The sequence below is a fragment of the Paraburkholderia xenovorans genome, assembly GCF_046030735.1.
GTDB lineage: Bacteria > Pseudomonadota > Gammaproteobacteria > Burkholderiales > Burkholderiaceae > Paraburkholderia > Paraburkholderia xenovorans_A.
In genome coordinates, this window is sequence record NZ_JAQQBV010000001.1 from 35,300 (window position 1) to 57,350 (window position 22,051).

Sequence of the window (22,051 nt, forward strand, 5' to 3'; positions counted from 1 at the left end):
CGGTTTTCGCCTGTTGCTTGCGTGAGCGGCTTGCATGGGCCGTGCTGCGTTCAAACGACTGCGAGCGACAGATACATGCGATGCAGTACGCCGACTTGCGACGTCAGTGCATCGAGCGACGTGTTGTCGTTGTCGACAACGTCGTCGGCAGCGGCAAGCCGCGCTTCGCGCGTGGCTTGCCGCGCGATGATCGCCAGCACCTGTTCGCGGCTGAACGCATTGCGGCGCATCACACGCGAGATTTGCGTCTCCACGCTGCAATCGACGGTGAGCACGCGATTCACGCGTGTTTTCCACGTGCCCGACTCGACGAGTAACGGCACGACGACAATCACATAAGGCCCTCGCGCCTCGCGCTGCTCGCGCTCGGTCTCCGCGCGGATCAACGGATGGGTGATGTTTTCGAGGCGTTTGCGCGCGCCTTCGTCGCTGAACACGAGCGTGCGCATCCGGGCGCGATCGAGCGAGCTGTCTGCTGCGACGAACGCTTCGCCGAACTCCGCGGCGATCAGCGGCATCGCGATGCCGTGCGGTGCGGTAATACGATGCGCGATCAGATCCGTGTCGACGAGCGGTACGCCCTCTGCGGCGAACAGGTCGGCGACGGTCGATTTGCCGCTGCCGATGCCGCCGGTCAATCCCACGACGAACATGCTTCAGCCTCCCAGAGCCAGGTAAAGCGGTGTGCCGACAAACAGCGTAACAGCGCCGCCGGCGGCGAGAAACGGTCCGAACGGCAGCGGCTCCTCGAAGCGCATGCGGCCGCGCCAGGTGGCCGCGAGACCGACCGCCGCGCCGGCCACCGCCGCGATCAGCACGATCTGCGGCAGCGCGGCCCAACCGAGCCACGCGCCGAGCGCCGCCAGCAGTTTGAAATCGCCGTAACCCATACCGTCGATGCCGCGCACCAGCCTGAACACCCAGTGCACGACCCACAGCACCAGATAGCCGAAGATCGCGCCGAGCACCGCATCGTGCAGACTCGCGAACATCCCGTTGAAATTGACGATGAGGCCGGCCCACAGCAGCGGCAGCGTCATATTGTCGGGCAGCAGATGGGTGTCGATGTCGATCGCGCTCATCGCGAGCAGCGCGGCGCACAGTCCGAATGCGGCGAGCGCCGTGCCGCTCGGACCATATAGTGCGAGCGAGCTTGCCGCGAGTGCGGCGCTGGCGATTTCCAGCAACGGATAACGCCAGCTTATGTGCGTCTTGCACGCGCTGCAGCGGCCGCGCAGCAGCAGATAGCTGAATACGGGCAGGTTCTCCGCGGCGCTCAGCACGTGTCCGCAATGGGGGCAGGCGCTACGCGGCACCCACAGGTTGTAGCGAGCGGGCAGACCGTCTTCTTCGAGCGGTTCGTCGGCGGCTTCGCTCACTTCCTCACGCCATGCGCGCTCGAGCATGATCGGCACGCGATGCACGACCACGTTCAGGAAGCTGCCGATCACCAGCCCGAACACGATCGCGAAAGCGAACTGCGCACTGGTGGGCAAGCTGCCGAACGCGAGGCTCAGGGCCGCGGTGAAGTTGCCTGGAAGCAGGCCGGGCAGCAGCCCCGACAGCACGCTGGAGGAAGTTTCTGACACGAGTGGGAGGGTAGCCTGCATGGCGAAAGAGTTGGATTCGGCTGCGATGCTACACCACGTTGCCGAGTTGAATAATGGGAAGATACATTGCGATCACAAGGCCGCCGACCAGCGTGCCCAGCACGATGATGACGAGCGGTTCGCACAGGCTCGACAGCGTGCCGATCTTCTCGTCGACCTGACGATCGGCGAGCGACGCCACGTCGATCAGCATCGTGTCGAGCGCTCCGGATTCCTCGGCAACCGCCACCGGCTGCACGACCTCGGGCGGAAAGCAGTGCGCGGCGCGCATCGCCGCCGCGAGCCGCTCGCCGCGCCGCAAACGTGCCGCGATTTCGACGGTGGCGCGGTCGAAGAAAGCATTGCCGGTAGCGTGTGTGAGTGAATCGAACGCGTCGGCGAGCGGCGTGCCGGCCGATAGCAACGTGCCTAGCGCCCGGCTCCAGCGCGCCGCGCAGAGCGTGCGCAGCAGCGGACCAGCGACCGGCATTCTCAGCGACGCGCGCGCAAAACGGATGCGCGCCGGTTCTGAACGCCGGAGTAGAAACGTCACAACCGAACTCGCCGCGCAGACCATCACGAGCGCAGGCACACTCCATCGCGCGGCACCCGCCGACAAAGCCAGCACGAACTGCGTGGGCGCCGGTAGTTGGGCGCCGAAGCCGTCGAAGATCTGTTTGAAAGTCGGCACCACCCAGATCAGCAATGCCGCGGTGATCGCGATCGCGAGCAGCAGGATCGCCACCGGATAGGTCAGCGCGCCGCGTACCTTCGCGCGCTGCGCGGCGGCGCGTTCGCGGTCTTCTGCGATTCGCGCGAGTACGGTGGCGAGCGCGCCGGCCGCTTCGCCGACCTCGACGAGCTGGCAATACAGCGCGTTGAATTGCGCGGGGTGCCGTTGCAATGCCGCTGAGAAACGCAGGCCGCCGGTGATGTCGCGCGCCAGTGCACCGACGATGCGCGGCATGCCCGACTGCGTCGCGCTCTGGTTTTGCGCCAGCAGATCCAGCGCCGGAGCGAGCGGCAAACCGGCGCGCAACAGGCTGGCGAGCTGGCGGGTGAATAGCGTGACGTCGGCGGCACGTGCTTTCGGACGCGGCGCCGCTCCCCGAGCGCTGAGTTCGACGATGAACAGTTTGTCGCGCTTGAGCATCGCGCGTGCGGTGCTCGCATCGGGCGCGATGAGGGCGCCGCTCTTGCGCGTGCCGTCGGTGTCGACGCCGCGCCATGTGAAACGCAACTCGCCGGTTGCCGCTCGCCCGGTTGTCACGGTGCTCATGCGACCTCGGTGGCGGCGAGCGCTTCGGCAAGACTCGTCGTGCCGTCGCGGACGCGGGCGAGCACCGCATCGCGCAACGTGGCGACGTGTTCGTTCTGCGCGAGCCGGGCAAGCGCGTGCGTGCCTGCGCTCGCCACGATCAGCTCACGCATGGCATCGGACACGGCCATCACCTGATGCACGCCGACGCGCCCCCGATAGCCGATACCGTGGCAGGCCGCGCAGCCGGTTGCGTCGTAGGGTTGCCAGCCGTCGAGCTGGTTGTCGGCGAAACCGGCCGCGCGCAGTGCCGCCGACGTTTGCGGCGCCGGTTTGCGGCACACGACGCAGAGCCGCCGCACCAGCCGCTGTGCGGTCACCATCCGCAACGCTGCGGCCAGGTTGTACGGTTCGACGCCGATGTCGATCAGGCGCGCGATCGCCGCGGGGGCGTCGTTCGTGTGCAAGGTGGACAGCACGAGGTGACCGGTTTGCGCGGCTTTGACGGCGACGTCGGCGGTCTCGTCGTCGCGGATCTCGCCCACCATGATTACATCGGGATCCTGACGAAGAAACGCGCGCAACGCTACTGCGAAAGTCAGCCCGGCTTTCTCGCGGACGCTGACCTGATTGATCCCGGCCAGTTGGATCTCGGCCGGATCTTCGACCGAACACAGATTGCGCGTCTCGCCATTGAGCAGTTGCAGGAAGCAGTACAGCGACAATGTTTTGCCGCTGCCGGTCGGCCCCGTCACGAGCACGAGGCCATGCGGCGCGTGTATCGCGGCGTCCACCGCAGCGCGTTGCCGCGGATCGAGCCCGAGCGAGTCGAGCGAAAGATCGGTAGGCAATGCGTCGAGCCTGCGCAGCACCAGCTTTTCGCCGAACAGCGTGGGCAGCGAGTTGACGCGATAGTCTTCCACCCGGCCGGGCGACGTCGCGATGCGCAACCGGCCATCTTGCGGCACGCGCCGCTCGGCGATGTCCATGCGCGCCAGCACCTTGACCCGTGTAATGAATGCGTCGCGCAGATGCGCGGGCGGTGCGGGGATTGCGTGCAGCACGCCGTCGATCCGCAGCCGCACGCGCCAGCCATGTTCCGCCGGCTCGATGTGCAGGTCCGATGCGTTGCGGCGAGTCGCTTCCTGCAACGTGTCAGTGAGAAGGCGAACTGCCGGGGCGTTGTCCGGATCGGTGACGTTTGAACTTGCCGCGGTGTCTGCCGCGAACGCCTGCGCTTTGGCCGCGTTGTCGCCGTCGAAGCTGATCGGTCGCAATGTCGGAGCCGATGTTGCCGCGGGTCGAAAAGAAGCTTGCATGAAAGACCGGTGATGAGCCGCCTGTAGGACACGACGGGCTCATCATCACGCAACGCGGTGCGGCGCGCCATTCGGCCATTCGGCTAATGGCGCGCGCGGCGGCGCCATGCGATGCTGCGGTTGAAGAACTTAACCGCGCGCCGCTTTCGCGACTTTGAGGCCCGCGCGAGTCGGCGGCTGGAACAGCTTGACGGTGCGGATCGCCTGATCGTCGCTACGCATCACTTCGAGCTTCACCTCGCCGATCTGCACGCATACGTCGCCGTCCGGAATGTCTTCGAGAATTTCGAGGATCAGGCCGTTGAGCGTTTTGGGCCCGTCGGTGGGCAGCGTGAGATGCAGCCAGCGGTTCAGTTCGCGCAACGGCATGCTGCCCGCGACGATGCACTCGCCGTCTTCATTCCAGCCGCCGCGCGAATTGGCGCTACGCGGAATCGACGTGGTGAATTCGCCGATGAGTTCTTCGATGATGTCTTCCGGCGTGACCAGACCTTGCAGTTCGCCGTATTCGTTCACGACCAGCGCGGTACGGTGGCGGCTCTCCTGGAAGTACTGCAACTGCTGGAACACCGGCGTGCCCGTCGGCACGAAATACGGCTCGGCGAGCAACTCGCGCAGCGTCTCGCGCTCGAGTTCCTGGTTGTGCAAAGCCGCGAGCGTCTTGCGAACGTGCAGCACGCCGAGAACCCGGTCGATGTCGCCCTGATAGACGATCAGCTTGTTGTGATAGCAGGTCTCGAGTTGATGGAGGATCTGCTCGAACGGCGCGTCGAAGTCGAGCGCCTCGATGCGGCGGCGCGGGATCATCACGTCGTCGACGGAAATGTTTTCGAGGTCGAACAGGTTCAGCAGAATGCTGCGGTGTTTGGTGGGCATGAAGCTGCCCGATTCGAGCACGATGGTGCGCAGTTCCTCCGTGGAAAGCCGCTGATTGTGCGCGCCCTGGGTGTTGATACGCAGCATCCGCAGGATGCTGTTCGCGAGCAGATTGACGAACCACACGAGCGGCTTCGCGATCCGCATCAGCGGCGCGATCAGCAGGCTGGCCGGCAGCGCGATTTTTTCGGGGAACGTCGCGCCGACGATTTTCGGCGTGATTTCCGCGAACACGATGATCAGGAACGCGACGATACCGGTTGCGATCGACAGCACCAGGTTGTTACGGCCGAACGTGTGCAGCGCGATCGAGGTGGTGAGCACCGGAATGATCGTATTGAACAGGTTGTTGCCGATCAGCACGACGCTCAGCAGCTGATCGGTGTGCGCCAGCAGGCCCAGGGTGGTCTTCGCGCCGAGCGCGTTCTGGTTGGCAAGGTGTTTCAGGCGATGGCGGTTGAGCGCCATCATCGCCGTTTCAGAAATCGAAAAGAAGCTGGAGCAGACGAGCAGCAGAAAGACGGCGCCGATCTGCGCCCATAAGGGAAGTTGTTCCACGCGCGGTGAGAGGTAGGGTACGGGATGGAGAGAATATAGCAGAGGGGCCGGGCGTGCCGCTCCAGGGGGGGGGCGTCCGCCGTCCGCATGGCCCCACATGACCGAAATGTCGTCTTCGCGTCATGTTCGCACCTCGGCCACGCGGCAGCATGGATTGACCGTCACGCTCGCCCATCTTTCCATGCTCATCCGCCACCTTGCCGCCGCATTGGCGATTATCGCGGCAATCCCCGTTTGCGCCCAGTCGATGCCGGGATCGACGCCTGCGGGTAGCGACTATCCACCGTCGTCGCCCGTTGCTTCCGGTACCGGCGGCGAACTCGCACCGGCGCCGTTGTCGCTCGACGACGCGCTCGGAATCGCGGCGCAGAACAACCCTTTGCTTCGTGGTGCGCGCGCCGATGTGGACGCGTCCGCGGGCGCGTTCATGCAAGCCGGGGCCCGGCCGAATCCACAGCTATCGCTCCTGCAGGAGGGCCTCGGGGGACGCGAACGGACCTCGACTGCGCAGCTGAACCAGACCATCGAGCTGGGCGGCAAGCGTCAGGCGCGGCTCGATGTCGCCTCGTATGGGCGTGAAGCTGCACTTGCCGCACTCGACGGGCGCGGCGCGACGTTGCGCGCGGACGTCGTGTCGGCGTTTTACGGATTGCTCGCGGCTCAACGTCAGTTATGGGTCGCGCAGGAATCCGCGGATATCGCCAATCGTTCCGCGGACCTTGCCGACAGGCGTGCGCGTGCCGGCAAGGTGTCGCCCGTCGAGGCAACGAAAGCGCGGGTTGCCGCAACAGGCGTTCAGATCGAACTCGCCAACGCCAGAACGCGTGTTGCGACGGCGGCGGAAAAGCTCGCCAACGTCACGGGCAGTCCGCTCGTGCTGGAGCGGCGCGCGGTGGGCGACATCGAGACCGTGCCCTCCGTCGAACCGTTGTCCGGGCTTCTCGCACGCCTGCCCGACTCGCCCGTCTCGCGGGGCGCGCGGGCAGAAATGCTGCGCTCCGACGCCCGTATCTCGGTGGAGCGTGCGAAGCGGATTCCCGATGTCACATTGAGCGCAGGAATGAAGCGCGTCACGAGCGCCGGCGTTCGCTACAACCAGGCGGTCGTCGGCATTTCGATACCGCTGCCCCTATTCGACACGAATAAGGGCGCGCTTGTAGAGGCCGTTCACCAAGCCGAGAAGGCGAGTGCCGACTTCGACAGCGAGAACGCCCGTTTGCGCCTGGAACTGACCCAGGCCTACGCGAGCTACGAGCGCTCCACGCAGGCGGCGAAGCAACTGAAGACCGCTGTTTTGCCGGGCGCACGCGAAGCACTCAACGCGGTGTCGCGAGGCTTCGAGCTGGGCAAGTTCAGCTTTCTCGACGTGCTGGACGCCCAGCGCACTTTTTTCCAGAGCCAGTCGCAATACGTGCAGGCATTGAGCGACGCCTATCTGGCCTATGCCGACATCGGACGCCTTGTCGGCATGCCTTTGCGCACCGACGCCGGCCAACCGGCCAACCCACGTTGAAGGACTCGTTATGCTGCGCAGAAAACGCCTGATTGCCACTGCGGCCACTGTCGGCGGCGTAGGTATTGCGCTCGCCGCGCTCGCATGGACACGTACGTCGACGACGGCGGAGCCGGTTCTGGGCACGCCTGGAATTTCGCAATCGACTGGAGCCGGCGTGGGCCGATATGGCGGTACCGTGCTGAAAAATGGCGCGCTGGCCGTCGAAATCCTGCTGTCGGAGAAGTCCGGCGATGCCCGCCTCGTCGTTTATCCGACGATCGATGGCAAGCCGTCCGCCGATCAGGAGACGACCGTATCGGGCATCCTCACGCGCTACGACGGTTCGAAGGAACCCCTGCAGTTCGCGCGCGCAGGTCAAAGGTTCACGTCCACGCAACCGCTCGCCAAACCTCATGTCTTCGATGTGTCCATCGATCTTAAGCGGCGAGGGCAATCCGCATCGTTTGCCTTCTCTCGCGCCGACGACATGGTCGCGCTCAGCACCGAGCAGATAAAAGCCGCCCGGATTGGGCTTGCTCAGGCCGGACCCGCGCAGGTCGTCACGTCGTTCCAGCTTCCCGGCGAAATCAAGTTCAACGAGGACCGCACCGCTCACGTCGTGCCGCGTGTGGCCGGAATCGCCGAGCGGGTTCCGGTATCGATCGGCGAAAAAGTCGCGAAAGGACAGTTGCTGGCGGTCATCGCGAGTACGGACCTGGCCGACCGCAGAAGCGAGCTTCTCACTGCAGAGCGCCGGCTCTCGGCCGCCCGCGTCGCGTATGAACGGGAGAGAACGCTCTGGCGGGAGCGGATTTCTGCGGAGCAGGACTATCTGCAGGCTCAGGTGCAGTTGCGCGAAGCGGAGATTGCCACGCAGAACGCTCGCCAGAAATTATCCGCTCTGGACGCACCGGTTTCCGGCGGCCCGCTGAACCGCTACGAACTGCGGGCGCCGTTCACCGGAACGATCGTTGAAAAGCATGTGACCCCTGGTGAAGCCGTTGCGGCGGATGCGAACGTTTTCGTCCTCTCGGATCTGTCGTCCGTGTGGGCGGAGATGGCGGTGCCCGCCCAGCGGTTGAACGAGGTTCGCGTCGGACGTGACGCAACCGTCAGCGCCGCGGCATTCGAGTCGAAGTCGAGCGGCCCCATCGCCTACGTAGGCACGTTGCTCGGAGAACAGACGCGCACGGCGCCGGCCCGTGTCGTATTGCCGAATCCTGACGGCGTGTGGCGGCCGGGCATGTTCGTCAATGTGTCGGTGGATGCGGGCCAACAACGTGTGCCCGTTGCCATAGCGAGCGACGCGTTGCAGGACATCGACGGTGTGCCGGCGATCTTCGTGCAGTCACCCAAGGGGTTCGTCGCTCAAGCCGTCGAGATCGGGCGCCGCGACGCCCGCATGGTCGAGGTGGTCAAAGGGCTCAAGCCGGGTCAGCGGTATGTGGATTCCAACAGCTTCGTACTCAAGGCGGAACTCGGGAAAGGCAGCGTGAAGGACGAATAACGCTTCCTGCCCCGCCGCTTCGTCAGCCAACCACGGGCGCGCTGCGCATTCTTCATCCGGTTTCATAGGACCATCTCAATGTTTGAGAAACTGATTCGCTTCGCGATCGCACATCGCTGGCTCGTCATGCTGGCGGTCGTCGCTGTCGCAGGGTTCGGTATTTACAGTTACCAGCGGCTTCCGATCGACGCGGTTCCTGACATCACGAACGTGCAGGTTCAAATCAACACGTCGGCATCCGGCTATTCGCCGCTCGAGGTCGAGCAGCGCATTACCTATCCGGTCGAGACCGCGATGGCGGGGCTGCCCGGTCTGGAACAGACGCGTTCCATCTCGCGCTACGGCTTATCGCAGGTCACCGTCATCTTCAAGGATGGGACCGATATCTACTTCGCGCGCCAACTGGTCAACGAGCGCGTTCAGGAGGCAAAAGACAAGTTGCCGCCGGGCGCCACGCCGACGATGGGGCCGACCTCGACCGGGCTCGGAGAAATTTACCTGTGGACAGTCGAAGCCGACGCCGCCGCGCGCAAGCCGGATGGAACACGCTACACCCCGATGGACCTGCGCGAGCTTCAGGATTGGGTCATCAGACCGCTGCTTCGCAACGTACCGGGTGTCACCGAGGTGAATACCATCGGCGGCTACGTCAAGGAGTTCCGCGTCGCGCCCAACCCGACCCGGCTGATGTCATACGGTCTGACACTGGCCGACGTGGTTCGCGCGCTCGAGCGCAACAACGACAACGTCGGCGCCGGATACATCGAAAAGCGCGGTGAGCAATATCTGGTGCGGGTGCCGGGGCAGGCCGGTTCAGTCGACGATATCGCCAACATCGTGCTGACGAATGCAGGCGGCGTACCGGTTCGGATGAAGGATGTCGGGCAGGTCGATGTCGGTCGCGAACTGCGAACGGGCGCGGCGACCGTGAACGGGGAGGAGGTCGTGCTCGGCACGGTGTTCATGCTGATCGGGGAAAACAGTCGCGCTGTCGCCACGGCTGTCTCCGCCAGGATAAATGACGTCAATCGGACGCTGCCCTCGGGGGTGCGCGCGATTCCTGTCTATGACCGCACCGTGCTGGTCGAAAAAGCCGTATGGACAGTGAAGAAGAACCTCCTCGAAGGCGCGGTTCTCGTGATCGTCATTCTGTTTCTGTTTCTCGGCAACATCCGGGCAGCGCTGATTACGGCGCTCGTTATTCCGCTCGCGATGCTGATGACGTTTACCGGCATGGTCAACGCGAAAGTGAGCGCCAATCTGATGAGCCTCGGCGCGCTCGATTTCGGGATCATCGTGGACGGCGCGGTCGTGATTGTGGAGAACTGCGTGAGACGGCTCGCGCACGCGCAGGCGCTCGCGGGCCGGCCGCTGACGCGCGAGGAGCGCTTCGGCGAAGTGTTCGGCGCATCTCAGGAAGCGAGGCGCGCGCTCGTTTTCGGGCAGCTGATCATCATGGTGGTTTATCTGCCCATCTTTGCGCTGACTGGCGTCGAGGGCAAGATGTTCCACCCGATGGCGACGACTGTCGTGATGGCGCTCGCGGCAGCCATGCTGCTGACGGTCACCTTCATTCCCGCGGGCGTTGCGCTGTTCATCGGTCAGCGCGTCGAAGAGAAGGAAAACTGGCTGATGGGCTGCGCGCGAAGGCTTTACGAGCCCGCGCTCGCGGCCTTCATGGCGCGCCCGAAGCCGGTGCTGATCGGTGCAGTCGTGATCGTCGCGTTGACGATGGGGCTGGCGACGCGCCTCGGCAGCGAATTCGTTCCCGGCCTGAACGAGGGCGACCTCGCCGTTTCCGCGTTGCGCATTCCGGGCACGAGTCTCTCGCAATCGATCGACATGCAGAAGTCCATTGAAAAAGCGCTCAAGCAGCGCTTCCCGGAGATCGACAGGGTTTTCGCGCGCACGGGCACGGCGGAAATCGCCGCCGATCCGATGCCGCCGAATCTGTCGGACGGTTACGTGATGCTCAAGCCGACCGACACGTGGCCTGACCCGAACAAATCTCGCGACACGCTGATACAGGAAATCAAAGTGGCGCTCGCGCAATTCCCAGGCAACGCGTACGAGTTCTCGCAGCCCATTCAACTGCGCTTTAACGAGTTGATTTCCGGGGTGCGTAGCGACGTCGCGGTCAAAATTTTCGGCGACGACATGGCCGTACTCAACCGGACTGGCGAGAAGATTGCGGCCGCGCTTCAGAACGTGCCCGGCGCGTCGGAAGTGAAGGTCGAGCAGACTACCGGCTTGCCCGTTCTCGCCATCAACCTGCAGCGCGACAAACTTGCCCGATACGGCGTGAGCATCGGAGATGTTCAGGACACGGTGGCCGCGGCCGTCGGCGGTCAGAAGGCGGGCACGCTGTTTCAGGGTGACAGGCGCTTCGACATCGTGGTCCGGTTACCCGAGGAGCTCCGCTCGGATATCGAAGCCATCAGGCGTTTGCCGATTGCGTTGCCTTTTTCGTCGCGTGGAGCCGCGAGCGCTGCGGCGGGGCCGGCGCCGTATGTGCCGCTGGCGGAGCTTGCAACGGTCGACGTGACGCCAGGCCCCAATCAGATCAGCCGGGAAGATGGCAAGCGGCGTGTCGTCGTGAGCGCGAATGTGCGGGGGCGTGACGTGGGCACGTTCGTCGCGGATGCACGCGAGCGGATTCAGCAAGATGTTCAGGTGCCGTCGGGTTACTGGTTGTCGTGGGGCGGCCAGTTCGAGCAGTTGCAGAGCGCGAGCGAGAGATTGAAGATCGTCGTTCCGCTCGCGCTCTTCATGGTGTTCGTTCTCCTGTTCATCATGTTCAATAACGTGAAGGACGGTTTGCTGGTATTCACCGGGATTCCTTTCGCACTGAGCGGCGGCGTGGTGTCGTTATGGATGCGAGGGATTCCGTTGTCCATCACAGCCGCCGTCGGGTTCATCGCGCTGTCGGGCGTCGCGGTGCTGAATGGGCTCGTGATGATTTCCTTCATCCGGAACCTGCGCGACGAAGGCATGGAGTTCGACGCGGCTGTTCGCGACGGTGCGTTGACGCGGCTCAGGCCGGTGCTGATGACAGCGCTGGTCGCGTCGCTCGGCTTTCTGCCGATGGCATTCGCGACGGGCACCGGCGCCGAAGTGCAGCGTCCGCTTGCAACCGTGGTGATCGGCGGCATCCTGTCGTCGACGGTGCTGACACTGCTGGTTCTTCCCGTGCTGTATCGGGTCGCGCATTCGACGTCGTTACGTGTGCTCGTCAAGGCCGCGTGGGTGAAACGCGTGCGTCGCTCAACGACGCCACTCCAGTAATCCGTGCTGCGTTTTCCCGTGTGTCTTGCTGCGTGCTGCCGTCACGATCGTTGACGATGCGGCTCGGTGCTCACGTTCGACTTCGCGTCGCGACCCATTCCCATTGAGGCACTTGCGGCGCTACCGCATAAGAATTTCGTCACGTTCGCGTCACCTCGGCGCAGGGGCCGCGGCGCAGGATGCTTTCAGGGTGTCGTTACGGTCGCCTGATCGCCGACGCGTCTTCCCTCCGACAGCCCATCGCTTCGAAACATGCTCGTGCAGTTCGTTTCGCCGCCGGTTCGACAGACGCGGCCGGCAGCGAGGGCGCCTCCCTATTGTGGTGAACTATGCGCGCACTGTTATTGACGTCCCTTTTCGCGATTCTGATTGGCGCAAACCTCGCGGGATGCGCGACGGCCGCTCACCAATCGCCGGTAGCCGGCACGACTTCGCTTCCGGCGCAAAAGCAAAAGACGCCGACCGACCTGGCGCCTGGAGAAAAGGTGGACTATGCGGGGCATCGCTGTGGAAATCCGAATCTCCACGTCAAGACTCATCTGTGTCTTTTTCCGCGCTGACGCTGATAGGCGCGCGGCTTCTTCATAACGATGGAGGCGGTGCGGGTGCTTCTGGAAGCGTCGCGGAGGCCGAAAGGGCAATCGGTTAGTCGCCGTATCTTTCGCGCAGATTCGGACCGTAAACAAAAAAAGCCCAGCTAGTGCTGGGCTTCATGTCCTTGCTTGACAAGGAGAAATCTGGTCGGGGTGAGAGGATTCGAACCTCCGGCCTCTACGTCCCGAACGTAGCGCTCTACCAGGCTAAGCTACACCCCGATTTGGTACTGCAGAACTCGATTCAGACTAACTCGGCTTTTCAGTCCCGTTCAGGACTGTCTTGCCGTCGAGTAAGAACATAATTCTAGCAGGCTCTCTTTAAAAATGGAATCGGGAAATGAAGAAATTGCTGCTGCGGCAGCCTGCGCTTCCTGCTTTGCGCATTCCAATGTGTGGTCCAGTGCGCCGGAGCGCGTGATCGCTTCGAAAATCGTGTCGAACCGGTCCGTGCCGCCTTGCTCGATCGCTTCGCGCGCGAGTGCGGATTGTTCCGGCGTGCCGCGTTCGATCAGATAGATCAGCGGCAGCGTGGGTTTGCCTTCGCGCAAATCGTCGCCGGCATTCTTGCCCATCGATTCGGCCGTGCCCGTGTAGTCGAGCCAGTCGTCCATGATCTGGAAGGCCGTGCCGATGCGTCGGCCGAACTCCGCCGCCGCCGCTTCGGTCTTCGCGTCCGAGCCGGCCAGCACCGCGCCGAGCTGGGCCGCAGCTTCGAAGAGCTTCGCTGTCTTGTAGCGGATCACCTGCATGTAGCGCGCTTCGTCCACGTCGGCGTCGTGCATGTTCAGCAGTTGCAGCACTTCGCCTTCGGAGATGATGTTGGTCGCCTCCGACAGGATTTCCATGACGCGCATCTTGCCCACGCCCACCATCATCTGGAACGAGCGGGAATAGAGAAAATCGCCGACCAGCACGCTCGCGGCGTTGCCGAACAGCGCGTTGGCGGTTTGCCGGCCGCGCCGCAGATCGGATTCGTCGACCACGTCGTCGTGCAGCAGCGTGGCTGTGTGAATGAATTCGACGACCGCCGCCAGTTCATGCCGATGCCCGGTGGTCTCGCCCAGCGCGCCTGCCACCAGCAGGAGCAGCGCGGGCCGCAGCCGCTTGCCGCCCGCGCTGATGATGTACTCGGAGATCTGATTGATCAGCATCACGTCGGACGCCAGACGGTGCCGTATGACGCGATTGACCTGCTGCATGTCTTCGGCGATCGGAGCAAGCAGGCTGGCGGCGTTGGAGGAGGGGGTGGCGGTCGACGACATGATGGCTGAGTTGGGTAGTGCCGCGAATTATAAGGCGAATCGGGGCAGATCCGGGTCGCGGGCTGCGGCGCGACGCATGAGAATCCACGGCGGCCCCCACGGGGCGAGGCGCCAGGCGGTGCGCGCGCTACACTTCAATGAGCGCTGAATGAGTTTTGACCGGGTAGCTAACTCTATGTATAATCACGGGTTTCCGCGCGCGGTGCGTGGGAAAAATGAACACAGAGTGAGGTTCTCAATGTACGCGGTCATAAAAACCGGTGGCAAGCAGTATAAAGTTGCTGTCGGCGAAAAACTTAAAGTAGAACAGATACCGGCAGACATTGACGCTGAAATCACGCTCGACCAGGTTCTCGCAGTGGGCGAAGGCGAATCGATTAAGTTCGGTGCGCCGCTGGTCAGTGGGGCTTCCGTCAAGGCTACCGTCGTGTCGCAAGGTCGTCACAAGAAAGTGACCATCTTCAAGATGCGTCGCCGGAAGCACTACCAGAAGCATGGCGGCCACCGCCAGAACTATACCGAACTGCGCATCGACGCGATCAACGCGTAAGCGCAACGGTTAAGGAGCAAATCAAATGGCACACAAAAAGGCAGGCGGATCGTCCCGGAACGGCCGCGACTCTGAATCGAAGCGCCTCGGCGTGAAGGTTTACGGCGGTCAGGCCATCAACGCTGGCGGCATCATCGTTCGCCAACGCGGCACGCGCATGCACCCGGGCGAAAACGTCGGCATCGGCAAGGATCACACCTTGTTCGCGCTGACGGACGGCCACGTCAATTTCTCGACGAAGGGCGCAGCGAAGAAGCACACGGTCAACGTCGTCCCGGCAGCAGTCTGAGTTAAATCAGGCACGGGCTTCAGGACCGGAAGAAGGCCCCGCGAAGTTAGCGGGGCTTTTTTTATTGCCGCGCTTTGGACCCGGCGCATGACGGATCGCGTCACCCTGCACGGCGGCTAGCCGTTCGGCTGATTGCTCACGTTGCGGCGAGCGCGGCAAAATAGCAGTACCCGACAGCATCAAATCTGGCAGCACCATCTGGCAGTACACCACGGAACGGAGTTACGCATGAAGTTCATTGACGAAGCGAGGATTGAAGTCATCGCCGGCGACGGAGGGGATGGCAGCGCGTCGATGCGCCGCGAGAAATTCGTTCCGTTCGGCGGCCCGGATGGCGGCGACGGCGGACGGGGCGGCAGCGTGATCGCGGTCGCGGACCGCAACATCAACACGCTGATCGACTACCGCTACGCGAAGAAACACTTGGCGCGCAACGGCGAAAACGGCCGCGGCGCGGACTGCTACGGCAAAGGCGGTGACGACATCACGCTGCGCATGCCGGTCGGCACGACCATCACCGATATGGAAACCGGCGAGCTGATCGCCGATCTGACCGAACACAACCAGAGCGTGCAGATCGCGCAGGGCGGTGCGGGCGGTCTCGGTAACCTGCATTTCAAATCCAGTACGAACCGCGCGCCGCGCCAGAAAACCGACGGCAAACCGGGCGAGCGCCGTATGGTGCGTCTCGAGTTGAAGGTGTTGGCCGACGTCGGTCTGCTCGGCATGCCGAACGCCGGCAAGTCGACGTTCATCGCGTCGGTGTCGAACGCCAAACCGAAGATCGCCGACTACCCGTTCACGACGCTCGCGCCGAATCTCGGCGTGGTGCGCGTCGGGCCGAGCCGCAGCTTCGTGATCGCCGATATCCCCGGCCTGATCGAAGGCGCGGCGGAAGGCGCGGGCCTCGGTCACCAGTTTTTGCGTCACTTGCAGCGCACGGGTTTGCTGCTGCATATCGTCGATCTCGCACCGTTCGACGAAGCCGTCGACCCGGTCGCCGAGGCCAAGGCAATCGTCAACGAGCTGCGCAAGTACGACGAACTGCTGTATGAAAAGTCGCGCTGGCTCGTGTTGAACAAGCTCGACATGGTCCCCGAAGACGAGCGCGAAGCGCGCGTGTCGGCGTTCCTCGAAGGATTCGGTTGGGACGGCCCGGTGTTCGAGATTTCGGCACTCACCGGTCAGGGTTGCGAGAACCTTTGCTACGCGGTGTTCGATCACATTGCCGCGCATTCGGACGCGCAGCGCGCGGCCGAAGCAGAAGACCTCGCCGCCGACGTGCGCTTCCGCGAAAAGCCGGAAGCACCGGCTGCCGCATCGGATAGCGCCGAACCGCAGGAATAACAACCAGCCTGAGCGTCGTCGGCCCGAACGGGCTGACGGCAAGCACCACGCGTCATCTTGGGAGACCGCGCACAATGCGTTCCGTCATCGCAGATTCACGGCGATTGGTAGTCAAAGTCGGCTCGAGCCTCGTCACCAATGACGGGCGCGGCCTCGACCACGCGGCGATCGGCCGCTGGGCCGCGCAAATTGCGGCGCTGCGCGCGCAAGGCAAGGAAGTGGTGCTGGTCAGTTCGGGCGCGATCGCGGAAGGCATGCAGCGGCTCGGCTGGACCAAACGTCCACGTGAAATCGACGAGTTGCAGGCGGCCGCGGCGGTGGGACAGATGGGGCTCGCGCAGGTCTATGAAAGCCGCTTCGCCGAGCATTCGATCCAGACCGCGCAGATTCTCCTCACGCACGCCGACCTCGCCGATCGCGAGCGCTATCTGAATGCGCGCTCCACGTTGCTCACGCTGCTGCGCTTGGGCGTCGTGCCGATCATCAACGAGAACGACACGGTCGTCACCGACGAAATCAAGTTCGGCGACAACGATACGCTGGGCGCGCTGGTCGCGAACCTGATCGAAGGCGACGCGCTGGTGATCCTCACCGACCAGCAAGGTCTCTTCACCGCCGATCCGCGCAAGGACCCGAACGCCACGCTCGTGCAACAGGCCGACGCGGGCGCGCCGGAACTCGAGGCGATGGCGGGCGGCGCGGGTTCGAGCCTCGGTCGCGGCGGCATGCTCACCAAGATTCTCGCCGCCAAGCGCGCGGCGCACAGCGGCGCGAACACGGTGATCGCAAGCGGCCGGGAGGCGGACGTTTTGTCGCGTCTGGCTTCGGGCGAGGCGATCGGTACGCAGTTGATCGCGCGCACTGCGCGTATGGCGGCGCGCAAACAATGGATGGCCGATCACCTGCAGGTGCGCGGCCATGTCGTGATCGACGACGGCGCGGTCGAAAAACTGACGTCAGGCGGCAAGAGTTTGCTGCCGATCGGTATCGTCGGCGTGCAGGGTGCGTTTGCGCGCGGCGAAGTGATCGCCTGTCTGAGCGCGGCCGGACTCGAAGTGGCGCGCGGTCTGACGAACTACAGCAGCGCGGAAACCAAGCTGATTCAGCGGCGTCCGAGTGGCGAGATCGAGTCGGTGCTCGGCTATATGCTGGAGCCGGAGCTGATCCATCGCGACAACCTCGTGCTGGTCTGAGCGGGTCGACGTTCTTCGCGGCATACAAAAAAGCCGTTCCAGCGAGAGCTGGAACGGCTTTTTTACGTCCAGGAGGGTTCGCCCCATGCTCAGGCGGCCCACCTTCCCTCAATGAATCAGCGAAGCCGCCGTCCGCTTGAACCGGATGTTGTCGACGATCTTCTGTGCGTTACCTGTCGGCATCTTGTTCGCACACATGTAGTCCTGATACAGCGCGGCCTGATAAGCGTTCAGCGTGCCGTTCTCGATGCGCGTGAAACCGTTCGCGACTGTCTGATCCCAGCCATCGTGATCCGCATTCAGGCCCGCATACTGACGCCATTCATACGTATCGCAGCGAATCCCTTCGTAGTTCACATTGCGCGCGCCGCTCGGACTCGTGACCACCACCACGTAGCGCACCACGCCGTCATTGCCGACAGTGAGCGATTTACTGTCGACCGCGAAGTGCAGCGGCGTATTGCCGGACACTTCGAACGGCAGCAGATTCGCATCTTGCGGCAGCGGCGGCAACGAGTCCACCTTGTTTTCCACCCAGTTGCTCTGCCGGTCCAGCAGGTAGGTGAACGCGCTGTCGTCTTTATTGGTAGGTTTGCCGGCGCTCGAACAGCCAGCCAGCAGGGCGCCGGTGGCGACGCACGCCACGACGAGAGCAAGTGCTTTCAATATGAAGTCCTCGAAACACTGACGCGACTCGAAAGTCGCGCCAGTTGCGGCGGCGTGAATAGCCGCACAGAGTTGTTAATTGCGCATGCCCGGGCGGAACAGCGAGCCGGCGGTTGCGCGTTCCGGTTCGTCTTCACGTTCGGAGCCGGCACCCACCTCGGCCGCCGATTCCGAACGCTGGCCGCAATCGGACGCGACCGTTGTATGAACCGATGTTTCGATGGTGACGGTCGTGACAGAGGTGACCGTCATCACCGTGGAATCCGGCGGACTTTCCATCGACGACGCTATCCGGGGATAACGCGGCCCATGGTGCCCGCCAGGTTTTTCCGCACGCGGCGCATCCCGGCGCATGAAGCGGGATAGCTCCGTCAGCGCCAACTGATACACATCCCGCTTGAACTCGATCACACAGTCGAGTGGCACCCAGTACTCGTTCCAGCGCCATGCATCGAACTCCGGGTGGTCGGTGGCGCGCAAGCAGATGTCGCAATCGCGTCCAACCATCCGTAGCAAAAACCAGATTTGTTTCTGGCCGCGGTAATGACCGCGTACTTCGCGCTTGATGAACTTGTCAGGCACCTCGTAACGCAACCAGTCGCGCGTGCGACCAATCACCTTGACGTGCTCAGGAAGCAGACCGGTTTCTTCGTGTAACTCCCGATACATCGCTTGCACGGGGGTCTCTCCGTACTTGATGCCCCCTTGCGGAAACTGCCAGGAATGTTCACGGAGCCGTTTGCCCCAAAACACCTCGTTGTGCGCGTTCAAGAGGATGATGCCGACGTTCGGGCGAAAGCCTTCACGATCCAGCATACAACCACCTTCGAATCCTTTAAAATTGCTTTGATTATAAACAGATAACGGACCCGACGCACCGATTCGCACCAGAATGGAACGATTCGCCGCAAAAGGCCTGTGTTTGCGGTAGCCTGTCAGTCTTTCCGTGCCTTATCCCTTGCTGCAAAGGCTTGTGCGCCGGCTTCAGCGGCGCGCGTGGGGCGTCGGTTTGCCTGGATTTGCGCGGCGTGTTTGCGTGGCTTTGTCAGCGCTGCGAAAGCGCGCTTCGGGCGAGCGTTCGGTACGCTCGCGGCGGCCGCATCGCCGGGTCTGTTTGATTTCCCTACCGTTTCACCTTTCGGGCGGTCCCTCCGGCGCCGCCGCTTTTGGATAATCTGAATGAAAGCTTCCCGTTTCTTTATCGGCACCCTGAAAGAAGCTCCGGCCGACGCCGAGATCGTCAGCCACAAGCTCATGGTGCGCGCCGGCATGATCCGGCGCGTGGCCGGCGGTATCTATAACTACCTGCCGGTCGGCCTGCGTTCGATCCGCAAGGTGGAAGCGATCGTGCGCGAAGAAATGAACCGGGCAGGCGCGATCGAACTGCTGATGCCGGCCGTGCAGCCGGCCGAGCTGTGGCAGGAATCGGGCCGCTGGGAAAAGTACGGCCCCGAGCTGCTGCGTTTCAAGGACCGCAAGCAATCCGATTTCGTGATCGGCCCGACGCACGAGGAAGTGGTCACGGACATCGCGCGCAATCAGATCAAGAGCTATCGCCAGTTGCCGGTGAACTTCTACCAGGTTCAAACGAAGTTCCGCGACGAGATCCGTCCGCGTTTCGGTGTGATGCGTGGCCGCGAGTTCATCATGAAAGACGCGTACTCGTTCGACAAAGATGTCGACGGCCTGCGCGAGTCGTATCGCAAGATGTACGACGCGTACGTGCGCATCTTCACGCGTCTTGGGCTGGACTTCCGCGCGGTGGCGGCGGACAACGGCTCGATCGGCGGCAGCGGCTCGCATGAGTTCCACGTGATCGCCGACACCGGCGAAGACGCGATCGCCTATTGCCCGACCTCGGATTTCGCGGCGAACGTCGAAGCGGCCGAAGCATTGCCGCTGCACGCCGAGCGCGCGGCGCCCGCCGAGGAAATGAAAAAGACGGCCACGCCCGGCAAGGCCAAATGCGAAGCGGTCGCCGAGCTACTGAACATTCCGCTCGAACGCACGATCAAGTCGATCATTCTCGCCACGGAAAACGAAGGCGCCGAGCCGACCATCTGGTTGCTGATGCTGCGCGGCGATCACGATCTGAACGAGATCAAGGCAAGCAAGCTGCCGGGTCTCGCCGAGTTCCGTATGGCGACCGAAGCTGAAATTATCGAGACCTTCGGCACGCCGCCGGGTTACCTCGGCCCGATCAACACGAAGAAGCCGGTCAAGGTCGTCGCGGATCGCACGGTCGCGAACATGAGCGACTTCGTGGTGGGCGCGAACGAGGTGGATTACCACATCGCCGGCGTGAACTGGGGCCGCGATCTGCCGGAACCGGTCGTCGCGGATATTCGCAACGTGAAGAAGGGCGATCCGTCGCCGGACGGCAAGGGCGTGCTCGACATCTGCCGCGGTATCGAAGTCGGCCACGTGTTCCAGCTCGGCATCAAGTATTCGGAAGCAATGAACGCCACGTGCCTCGACGAAACCGGCAAGCCGCGTCCGATGGAAATGGGCTGCTACGGGATCGGCGTCACGCGTATTCTGGGCGCGGCGATCGAACAGAATTTCGACGACAAGGGCATCATCTGGCCGGAATCGATTGCGCCGTTCGAAGTCGTGCTGTGCCCGATGGGCTATGACCGCAGCGAAGCCGTGCGCGAGCAGGCCGACAAGCTGTACGCGCAGTTGGTCGAAGCGGGTGTCGACGTGATTCTGGACGACCGCGGCGAGCGCCCGGGCGTGATGTTCGCCGACTGGGAACTGATCGGCGTGCCGCATCGCCTCGTGATCGGCGATCGTGGTCTGAAGGACGGCAAGCTGGAGTATCAAGGCCGCCGCGATGCGGAAGCTACGCTGCTGCCGGTCGATGACGCCGCTCAAACGGTGATCGGCAAGGTTCGCGCTGCGCTGGCAGGCTAAACGGAGCGCATGTGCAGTACACCTTCGCGTCTGCAACGGTTCTGCTGATTCTGATCACCGATCCGCTCGGCAACATTCCGCTCTTCATCAGTTGTCTGCGCGCGGTGTCGCCGCAGCGTCGCACGATCGTCATTCTCCGTGAGGTGGCGATCGCTTTCGCGATCCTGCTGGTGTTCATGCTGGTCGGCGACCGCTTCCTGCGCATGATGAACCTGACGGACCAGTCGCTGCGGATCGGCGGCGGGATCGTGCTGTTCCTGATTGCGCTGCGGATGGTGTTTCCGCATCCGGACGGACCGCTCGGTGGCGATACGCGCGGCGGCGAGCCGTTGATCGTGCCGCTTGCCATTCCCGCGCTGGCGGGTCCGTCGGCGTTGGCCACGGTGATGCTGCTGACGTCGCAGGCGCCGGGCAAGACGCTCGAATGGATCGGCGCGCTGACCGTCACGATGATCGTCTGCGCGATCGTGCTGATGCTGGCGGAGCGGATTCAGGCGTGGCTCGGCGAGCGCGCGATGATGGCCTTCGAGCGCCTGATGGGTCTCGTGCTGGTGGCGATCTCGGTGGAGATGATGTTGGGCGGCATCCGCTCGTTCGTGCATCAGTTGTGACCTTTGCACGTGCCGGGCGCCGCTCGGCGCTCGGCCAGCGCTCGACCGGCGCGAGGCAAACAAAAAGCGGCCCGTGTTTGGGCCGCTTTTTTACATTGAGCCGCGTCTAATCGCGCAGAACACGCAACGCTGAAATGCCGCTCACGCGCCTTCGGTCAACGCGCGGATCGTCGGCAGGTTGCGCCAGTATCCCTTCGCGTCCATTCCGCAGCCGAACACATAACGGTCCGGCACTTCGAAGCCGCAGTAATCGGGGCGCAGCGGCTTGGCTTTCGGAATGATCTTTTCGCACAGCACTGCGCTCAGGAAGCGCTTCGCGCCCATCGCGAGAATGCGGTCGCGGATCGCGGCCATCGTTTCGCCTTCGTCGAGAATATCGTCGAGCACCAGCACGACGCGATCCTTCACCGATTCCGCCGGCGCCACGCGCCACTGCATCTCGTTGCCGCCCTTGGTGGTGTTGCGATAGCGGGTCAGGTGGATGTAGTCGAACTCGAGCGGGAAATCGAGGTGCGGCAACAGCATGCCGGTGAACACCGCCGCACCGCCCATTACCGACAGCACGAGCGGGAAGTCCTCGCTCATCTCGTCGCGGATGGCGGCCGCCATGCCGCTGATCGACGCGTTGACGTCGTCGGCCGAAACGATTTCTTCGGAGTGGCTAAAAATGTGGAGAGCTTCTTCGCGGTTCATGACGTCTGACGGGCGGTAACTGTATACATAGTGTGGGTGAG

Annotated in this window: 18 protein-coding genes and 1 tRNA gene; 9 read left to right on the forward strand and 10 right to left on the reverse strand. The window is 63.3% G+C overall.

Annotation, left to right across the window (positions count from 1 at the left end):
* Positions 1-50: 50 nt before the first annotated feature.
* The 5 genes from coaE to PQQ51_RS00170 form a co-directional block, all read right to left on the reverse strand.
* Positions 51-653, reverse strand: a complete 603-nt coding sequence (coaE, locus tag PQQ51_RS00150; protein WP_408493824.1) for a dephospho-CoA kinase — start codon at positions 651-653, stop codon at positions 51-53.
* Positions 654-656: 3 nt separating this feature from the next.
* Positions 657-1,610, reverse strand: a complete 954-nt coding sequence (locus PQQ51_RS00155; RefSeq protein ID WP_408493825.1) for a prepilin peptidase — start codon at positions 1,608-1,610, stop codon at positions 657-659.
* Between the two features lie 28 nt (positions 1,611-1,638).
* Positions 1,639-2,868 carry a type II secretion system F family protein gene (locus PQQ51_RS00160; RefSeq protein ID WP_408493827.1) on the reverse strand — a complete coding sequence of 410 codons (1,230 nt, stop codon included), beginning with the start codon at positions 2,866-2,868 and terminating at the stop codon, positions 1,639-1,641.
* Positions 2,865-4,166, reverse strand: a complete 1,302-nt coding sequence (locus PQQ51_RS00165) for a GspE/PulE family protein (RefSeq protein ID WP_408493828.1) — start codon at positions 4,164-4,166, stop codon at positions 2,865-2,867. Before PQQ51_RS00165 ends, PQQ51_RS00160 begins: the two co-directional genes overlap by 4 nt.
* 129 nt (positions 4,167-4,295) lie before the next feature.
* A complete protein-coding gene (locus PQQ51_RS00170; protein ID WP_408493830.1) occupies positions 4,296-5,600 on the reverse strand; it encodes an HlyC/CorC family transporter in 1,305 nt (434 codons plus the stop codon).
* Positions 5,601-5,781: 181 nt separating this feature from the next.
* Here PQQ51_RS00170 and PQQ51_RS00175 point away from each other — a divergent pair, with 181 nt between their 5' ends.
* From PQQ51_RS00175 to PQQ51_RS00185, 3 genes are all read left to right on the forward strand, one after another.
* Entirely contained in the window at positions 5,782-7,113 is a 1,332-nt protein-coding gene (locus PQQ51_RS00175; protein WP_408494278.1) for a TolC family protein, read from the forward strand.
* A gap of 10 nt (positions 7,114-7,123) precedes the next feature.
* The gene (locus PQQ51_RS00180) at positions 7,124-8,602 is read left to right on the forward strand and encodes an efflux RND transporter periplasmic adaptor subunit (RefSeq protein WP_408493831.1); all 1,479 of its coding nucleotides are present in this window, start codon (positions 7,124-7,126) and stop codon (positions 8,600-8,602) included.
* A gap of 78 nt (positions 8,603-8,680) precedes the next feature.
* The gene (locus PQQ51_RS00185) at positions 8,681-11,887 is read left to right on the forward strand and encodes an efflux RND transporter permease subunit (RefSeq protein ID WP_408493833.1); all 3,207 of its coding nucleotides are present in this window, start codon (positions 8,681-8,683) and stop codon (positions 11,885-11,887) included.
* A 738-nt stretch (positions 11,888-12,625) separates the two neighbouring features.
* On the opposite strand, the gene PQQ51_RS00190 is transcribed toward PQQ51_RS00185, so the two are convergent.
* Both PQQ51_RS00190 and PQQ51_RS00195 read right to left on the reverse strand, forming a co-directional pair.
* Positions 12,626-12,702 (reverse strand) — tRNA-Pro (locus PQQ51_RS00190).
* Between the two features lie 50 nt (positions 12,703-12,752).
* On the reverse strand, positions 12,753-13,745 hold the full coding sequence (locus PQQ51_RS00195; RefSeq protein WP_408493834.1) for a polyprenyl synthetase family protein: 993 nt from the start codon (positions 13,743-13,745) through the stop codon (positions 12,753-12,755).
* Between the two features lie 238 nt (positions 13,746-13,983).
* On the opposite strand from PQQ51_RS00195, the gene rplU reads away from it, so the two are divergent.
* The 4 genes from rplU to proB all read left to right on the forward strand — a co-directional run bounded on the left by rplU (position 13,984) and on the right by proB (position 17,124).
* Complete coding sequence (gene rplU, locus PQQ51_RS00200; RefSeq protein WP_006051835.1) at positions 13,984-14,295, forward strand: 50S ribosomal protein L21; 312 nt, start codon at positions 13,984-13,986, stop codon at positions 14,293-14,295.
* A gap of 25 nt (positions 14,296-14,320) precedes the next feature.
* Positions 14,321-14,584: a 50S ribosomal protein L27 gene (rpmA, locus tag PQQ51_RS00205; protein WP_408493835.1), complete on the forward strand. Its 264-nt coding sequence runs from the start codon at positions 14,321-14,323 to the stop codon at positions 14,582-14,584.
* Positions 14,585-14,812: 228 nt separating this feature from the next.
* The gene (gene cgtA / locus PQQ51_RS00210; protein WP_408493837.1) at positions 14,813-15,931 is read left to right on the forward strand and encodes an Obg family GTPase CgtA; all 1,119 of its coding nucleotides are present in this window, start codon (positions 14,813-14,815) and stop codon (positions 15,929-15,931) included.
* A gap of 74 nt (positions 15,932-16,005) precedes the next feature.
* Entirely contained in the window at positions 16,006-17,124 is a 1,119-nt protein-coding gene (gene proB / locus PQQ51_RS00215; protein ID WP_408493839.1) for a glutamate 5-kinase, read from the forward strand.
* Between the two features lie 108 nt (positions 17,125-17,232).
* Here proB and PQQ51_RS00220 read toward each other — a convergent pair whose 3' ends face one another.
* On the reverse strand, positions 17,233-17,790 hold the full coding sequence (locus PQQ51_RS00220; protein WP_408493840.1) for a CNP1-like family protein: 558 nt from the start codon (positions 17,788-17,790) through the stop codon (positions 17,233-17,235).
* A gap of 75 nt (positions 17,791-17,865) precedes the next feature.
* Positions 17,866-18,606, reverse strand: a complete 741-nt coding sequence (locus PQQ51_RS00225; RefSeq protein ID WP_408493841.1) for an RNA pyrophosphohydrolase — start codon at positions 18,604-18,606, stop codon at positions 17,866-17,868.
* A 363-nt stretch (positions 18,607-18,969) separates the two neighbouring features.
* Here PQQ51_RS00225 and PQQ51_RS00230 point away from each other — a divergent pair, with 363 nt between their 5' ends.
* Together PQQ51_RS00230 and PQQ51_RS00235 are read left to right on the forward strand one after the other, a co-directional pair.
* Positions 18,970-20,706, forward strand: a complete 1,737-nt coding sequence (locus PQQ51_RS00230; protein ID WP_408493842.1) for a proline--tRNA ligase — start codon at positions 18,970-18,972, stop codon at positions 20,704-20,706.
* An 11-nt stretch (positions 20,707-20,717) separates the two neighbouring features.
* Entirely contained in the window at positions 20,718-21,317 is a 600-nt protein-coding gene (locus tag PQQ51_RS00235) for a MarC family protein (RefSeq protein WP_408493844.1), read from the forward strand.
* 141 nt (positions 21,318-21,458) lie between these two features.
* Here the strand turns inward: PQQ51_RS00235 and PQQ51_RS00240 are convergent, their stop codons facing one another.
* Complete coding sequence (locus PQQ51_RS00240; RefSeq protein WP_007180337.1) at positions 21,459-22,010, reverse strand: hypoxanthine-guanine phosphoribosyltransferase; 552 nt, start codon at positions 22,008-22,010, stop codon at positions 21,459-21,461.
* Positions 22,011-22,051 lie beyond the last annotated feature (41 nt).

Excerpts from the sequence above, each read along its gene's own strand:
- PQQ51_RS00160 (WP_408493827.1), bottom strand. The coding sequence starts at position 2,868 with ATGAGCACCGTGACAACCGGGCGAGCGGCAACCGGCGAGTTGCGTTTC.
- PQQ51_RS00165 (WP_408493828.1), bottom strand. The coding sequence starts at position 4,166 with ATGCAAGCTTCTTTTCGACCCGCGGCAACATCGGCTCCGACATTGCGA.
- PQQ51_RS00185 (WP_408493833.1), top strand. The coding sequence starts at position 8,681 with ATGTTTGAGAAACTGATTCGCTTCGCGATCGCACATCGCTGGCTCGTC.
- coaE (WP_408493824.1), bottom strand. The coding sequence starts at position 653 with ATGTTCGTCGTGGGATTGACCGGCGGCATCGGCAGCGGCAAATCGACC.
- proB (WP_408493839.1), top strand. The coding sequence starts at position 16,006 with ATGCGTTCCGTCATCGCAGATTCACGGCGATTGGTAGTCAAAGTCGGC.
- PQQ51_RS00155 (WP_408493825.1), bottom strand. The coding sequence starts at position 1,610 with ATGCAGGCTACCCTCCCACTCGTGTCAGAAACTTCCTCCAGCGTGCTG.
- PQQ51_RS00175 (WP_408494278.1), top strand. The coding sequence starts at position 5,782 with ATGCTCATCCGCCACCTTGCCGCCGCATTGGCGATTATCGCGGCAATC.
- PQQ51_RS00180 (WP_408493831.1), top strand. The coding sequence starts at position 7,124 with ATGCTGCGCAGAAAACGCCTGATTGCCACTGCGGCCACTGTCGGCGGC.
- PQQ51_RS00195 (WP_408493834.1), bottom strand. The coding sequence starts at position 13,745 with ATGTCGTCGACCGCCACCCCCTCCTCCAACGCCGCCAGCCTGCTTGCT.
- rplU (WP_006051835.1), top strand. The coding sequence starts at position 13,984 with ATGTACGCGGTCATAAAAACCGGTGGCAAGCAGTATAAAGTTGCTGTC.
- PQQ51_RS00230 (WP_408493842.1), top strand. The coding sequence starts at position 18,970 with ATGAAAGCTTCCCGTTTCTTTATCGGCACCCTGAAAGAAGCTCCGGCC.
- PQQ51_RS00225 (WP_408493841.1), bottom strand. The coding sequence starts at position 18,606 with ATGCTGGATCGTGAAGGCTTTCGCCCGAACGTCGGCATCATCCTCTTG.
- rpmA (WP_408493835.1), top strand. The coding sequence starts at position 14,321 with ATGGCACACAAAAAGGCAGGCGGATCGTCCCGGAACGGCCGCGACTCT.
- PQQ51_RS00240 (WP_007180337.1), bottom strand. The coding sequence starts at position 22,010 with ATGAACCGCGAAGAAGCTCTCCACATTTTTAGCCACTCCGAAGAAATC.
- cgtA (WP_408493837.1), top strand. The coding sequence starts at position 14,813 with ATGAAGTTCATTGACGAAGCGAGGATTGAAGTCATCGCCGGCGACGGA.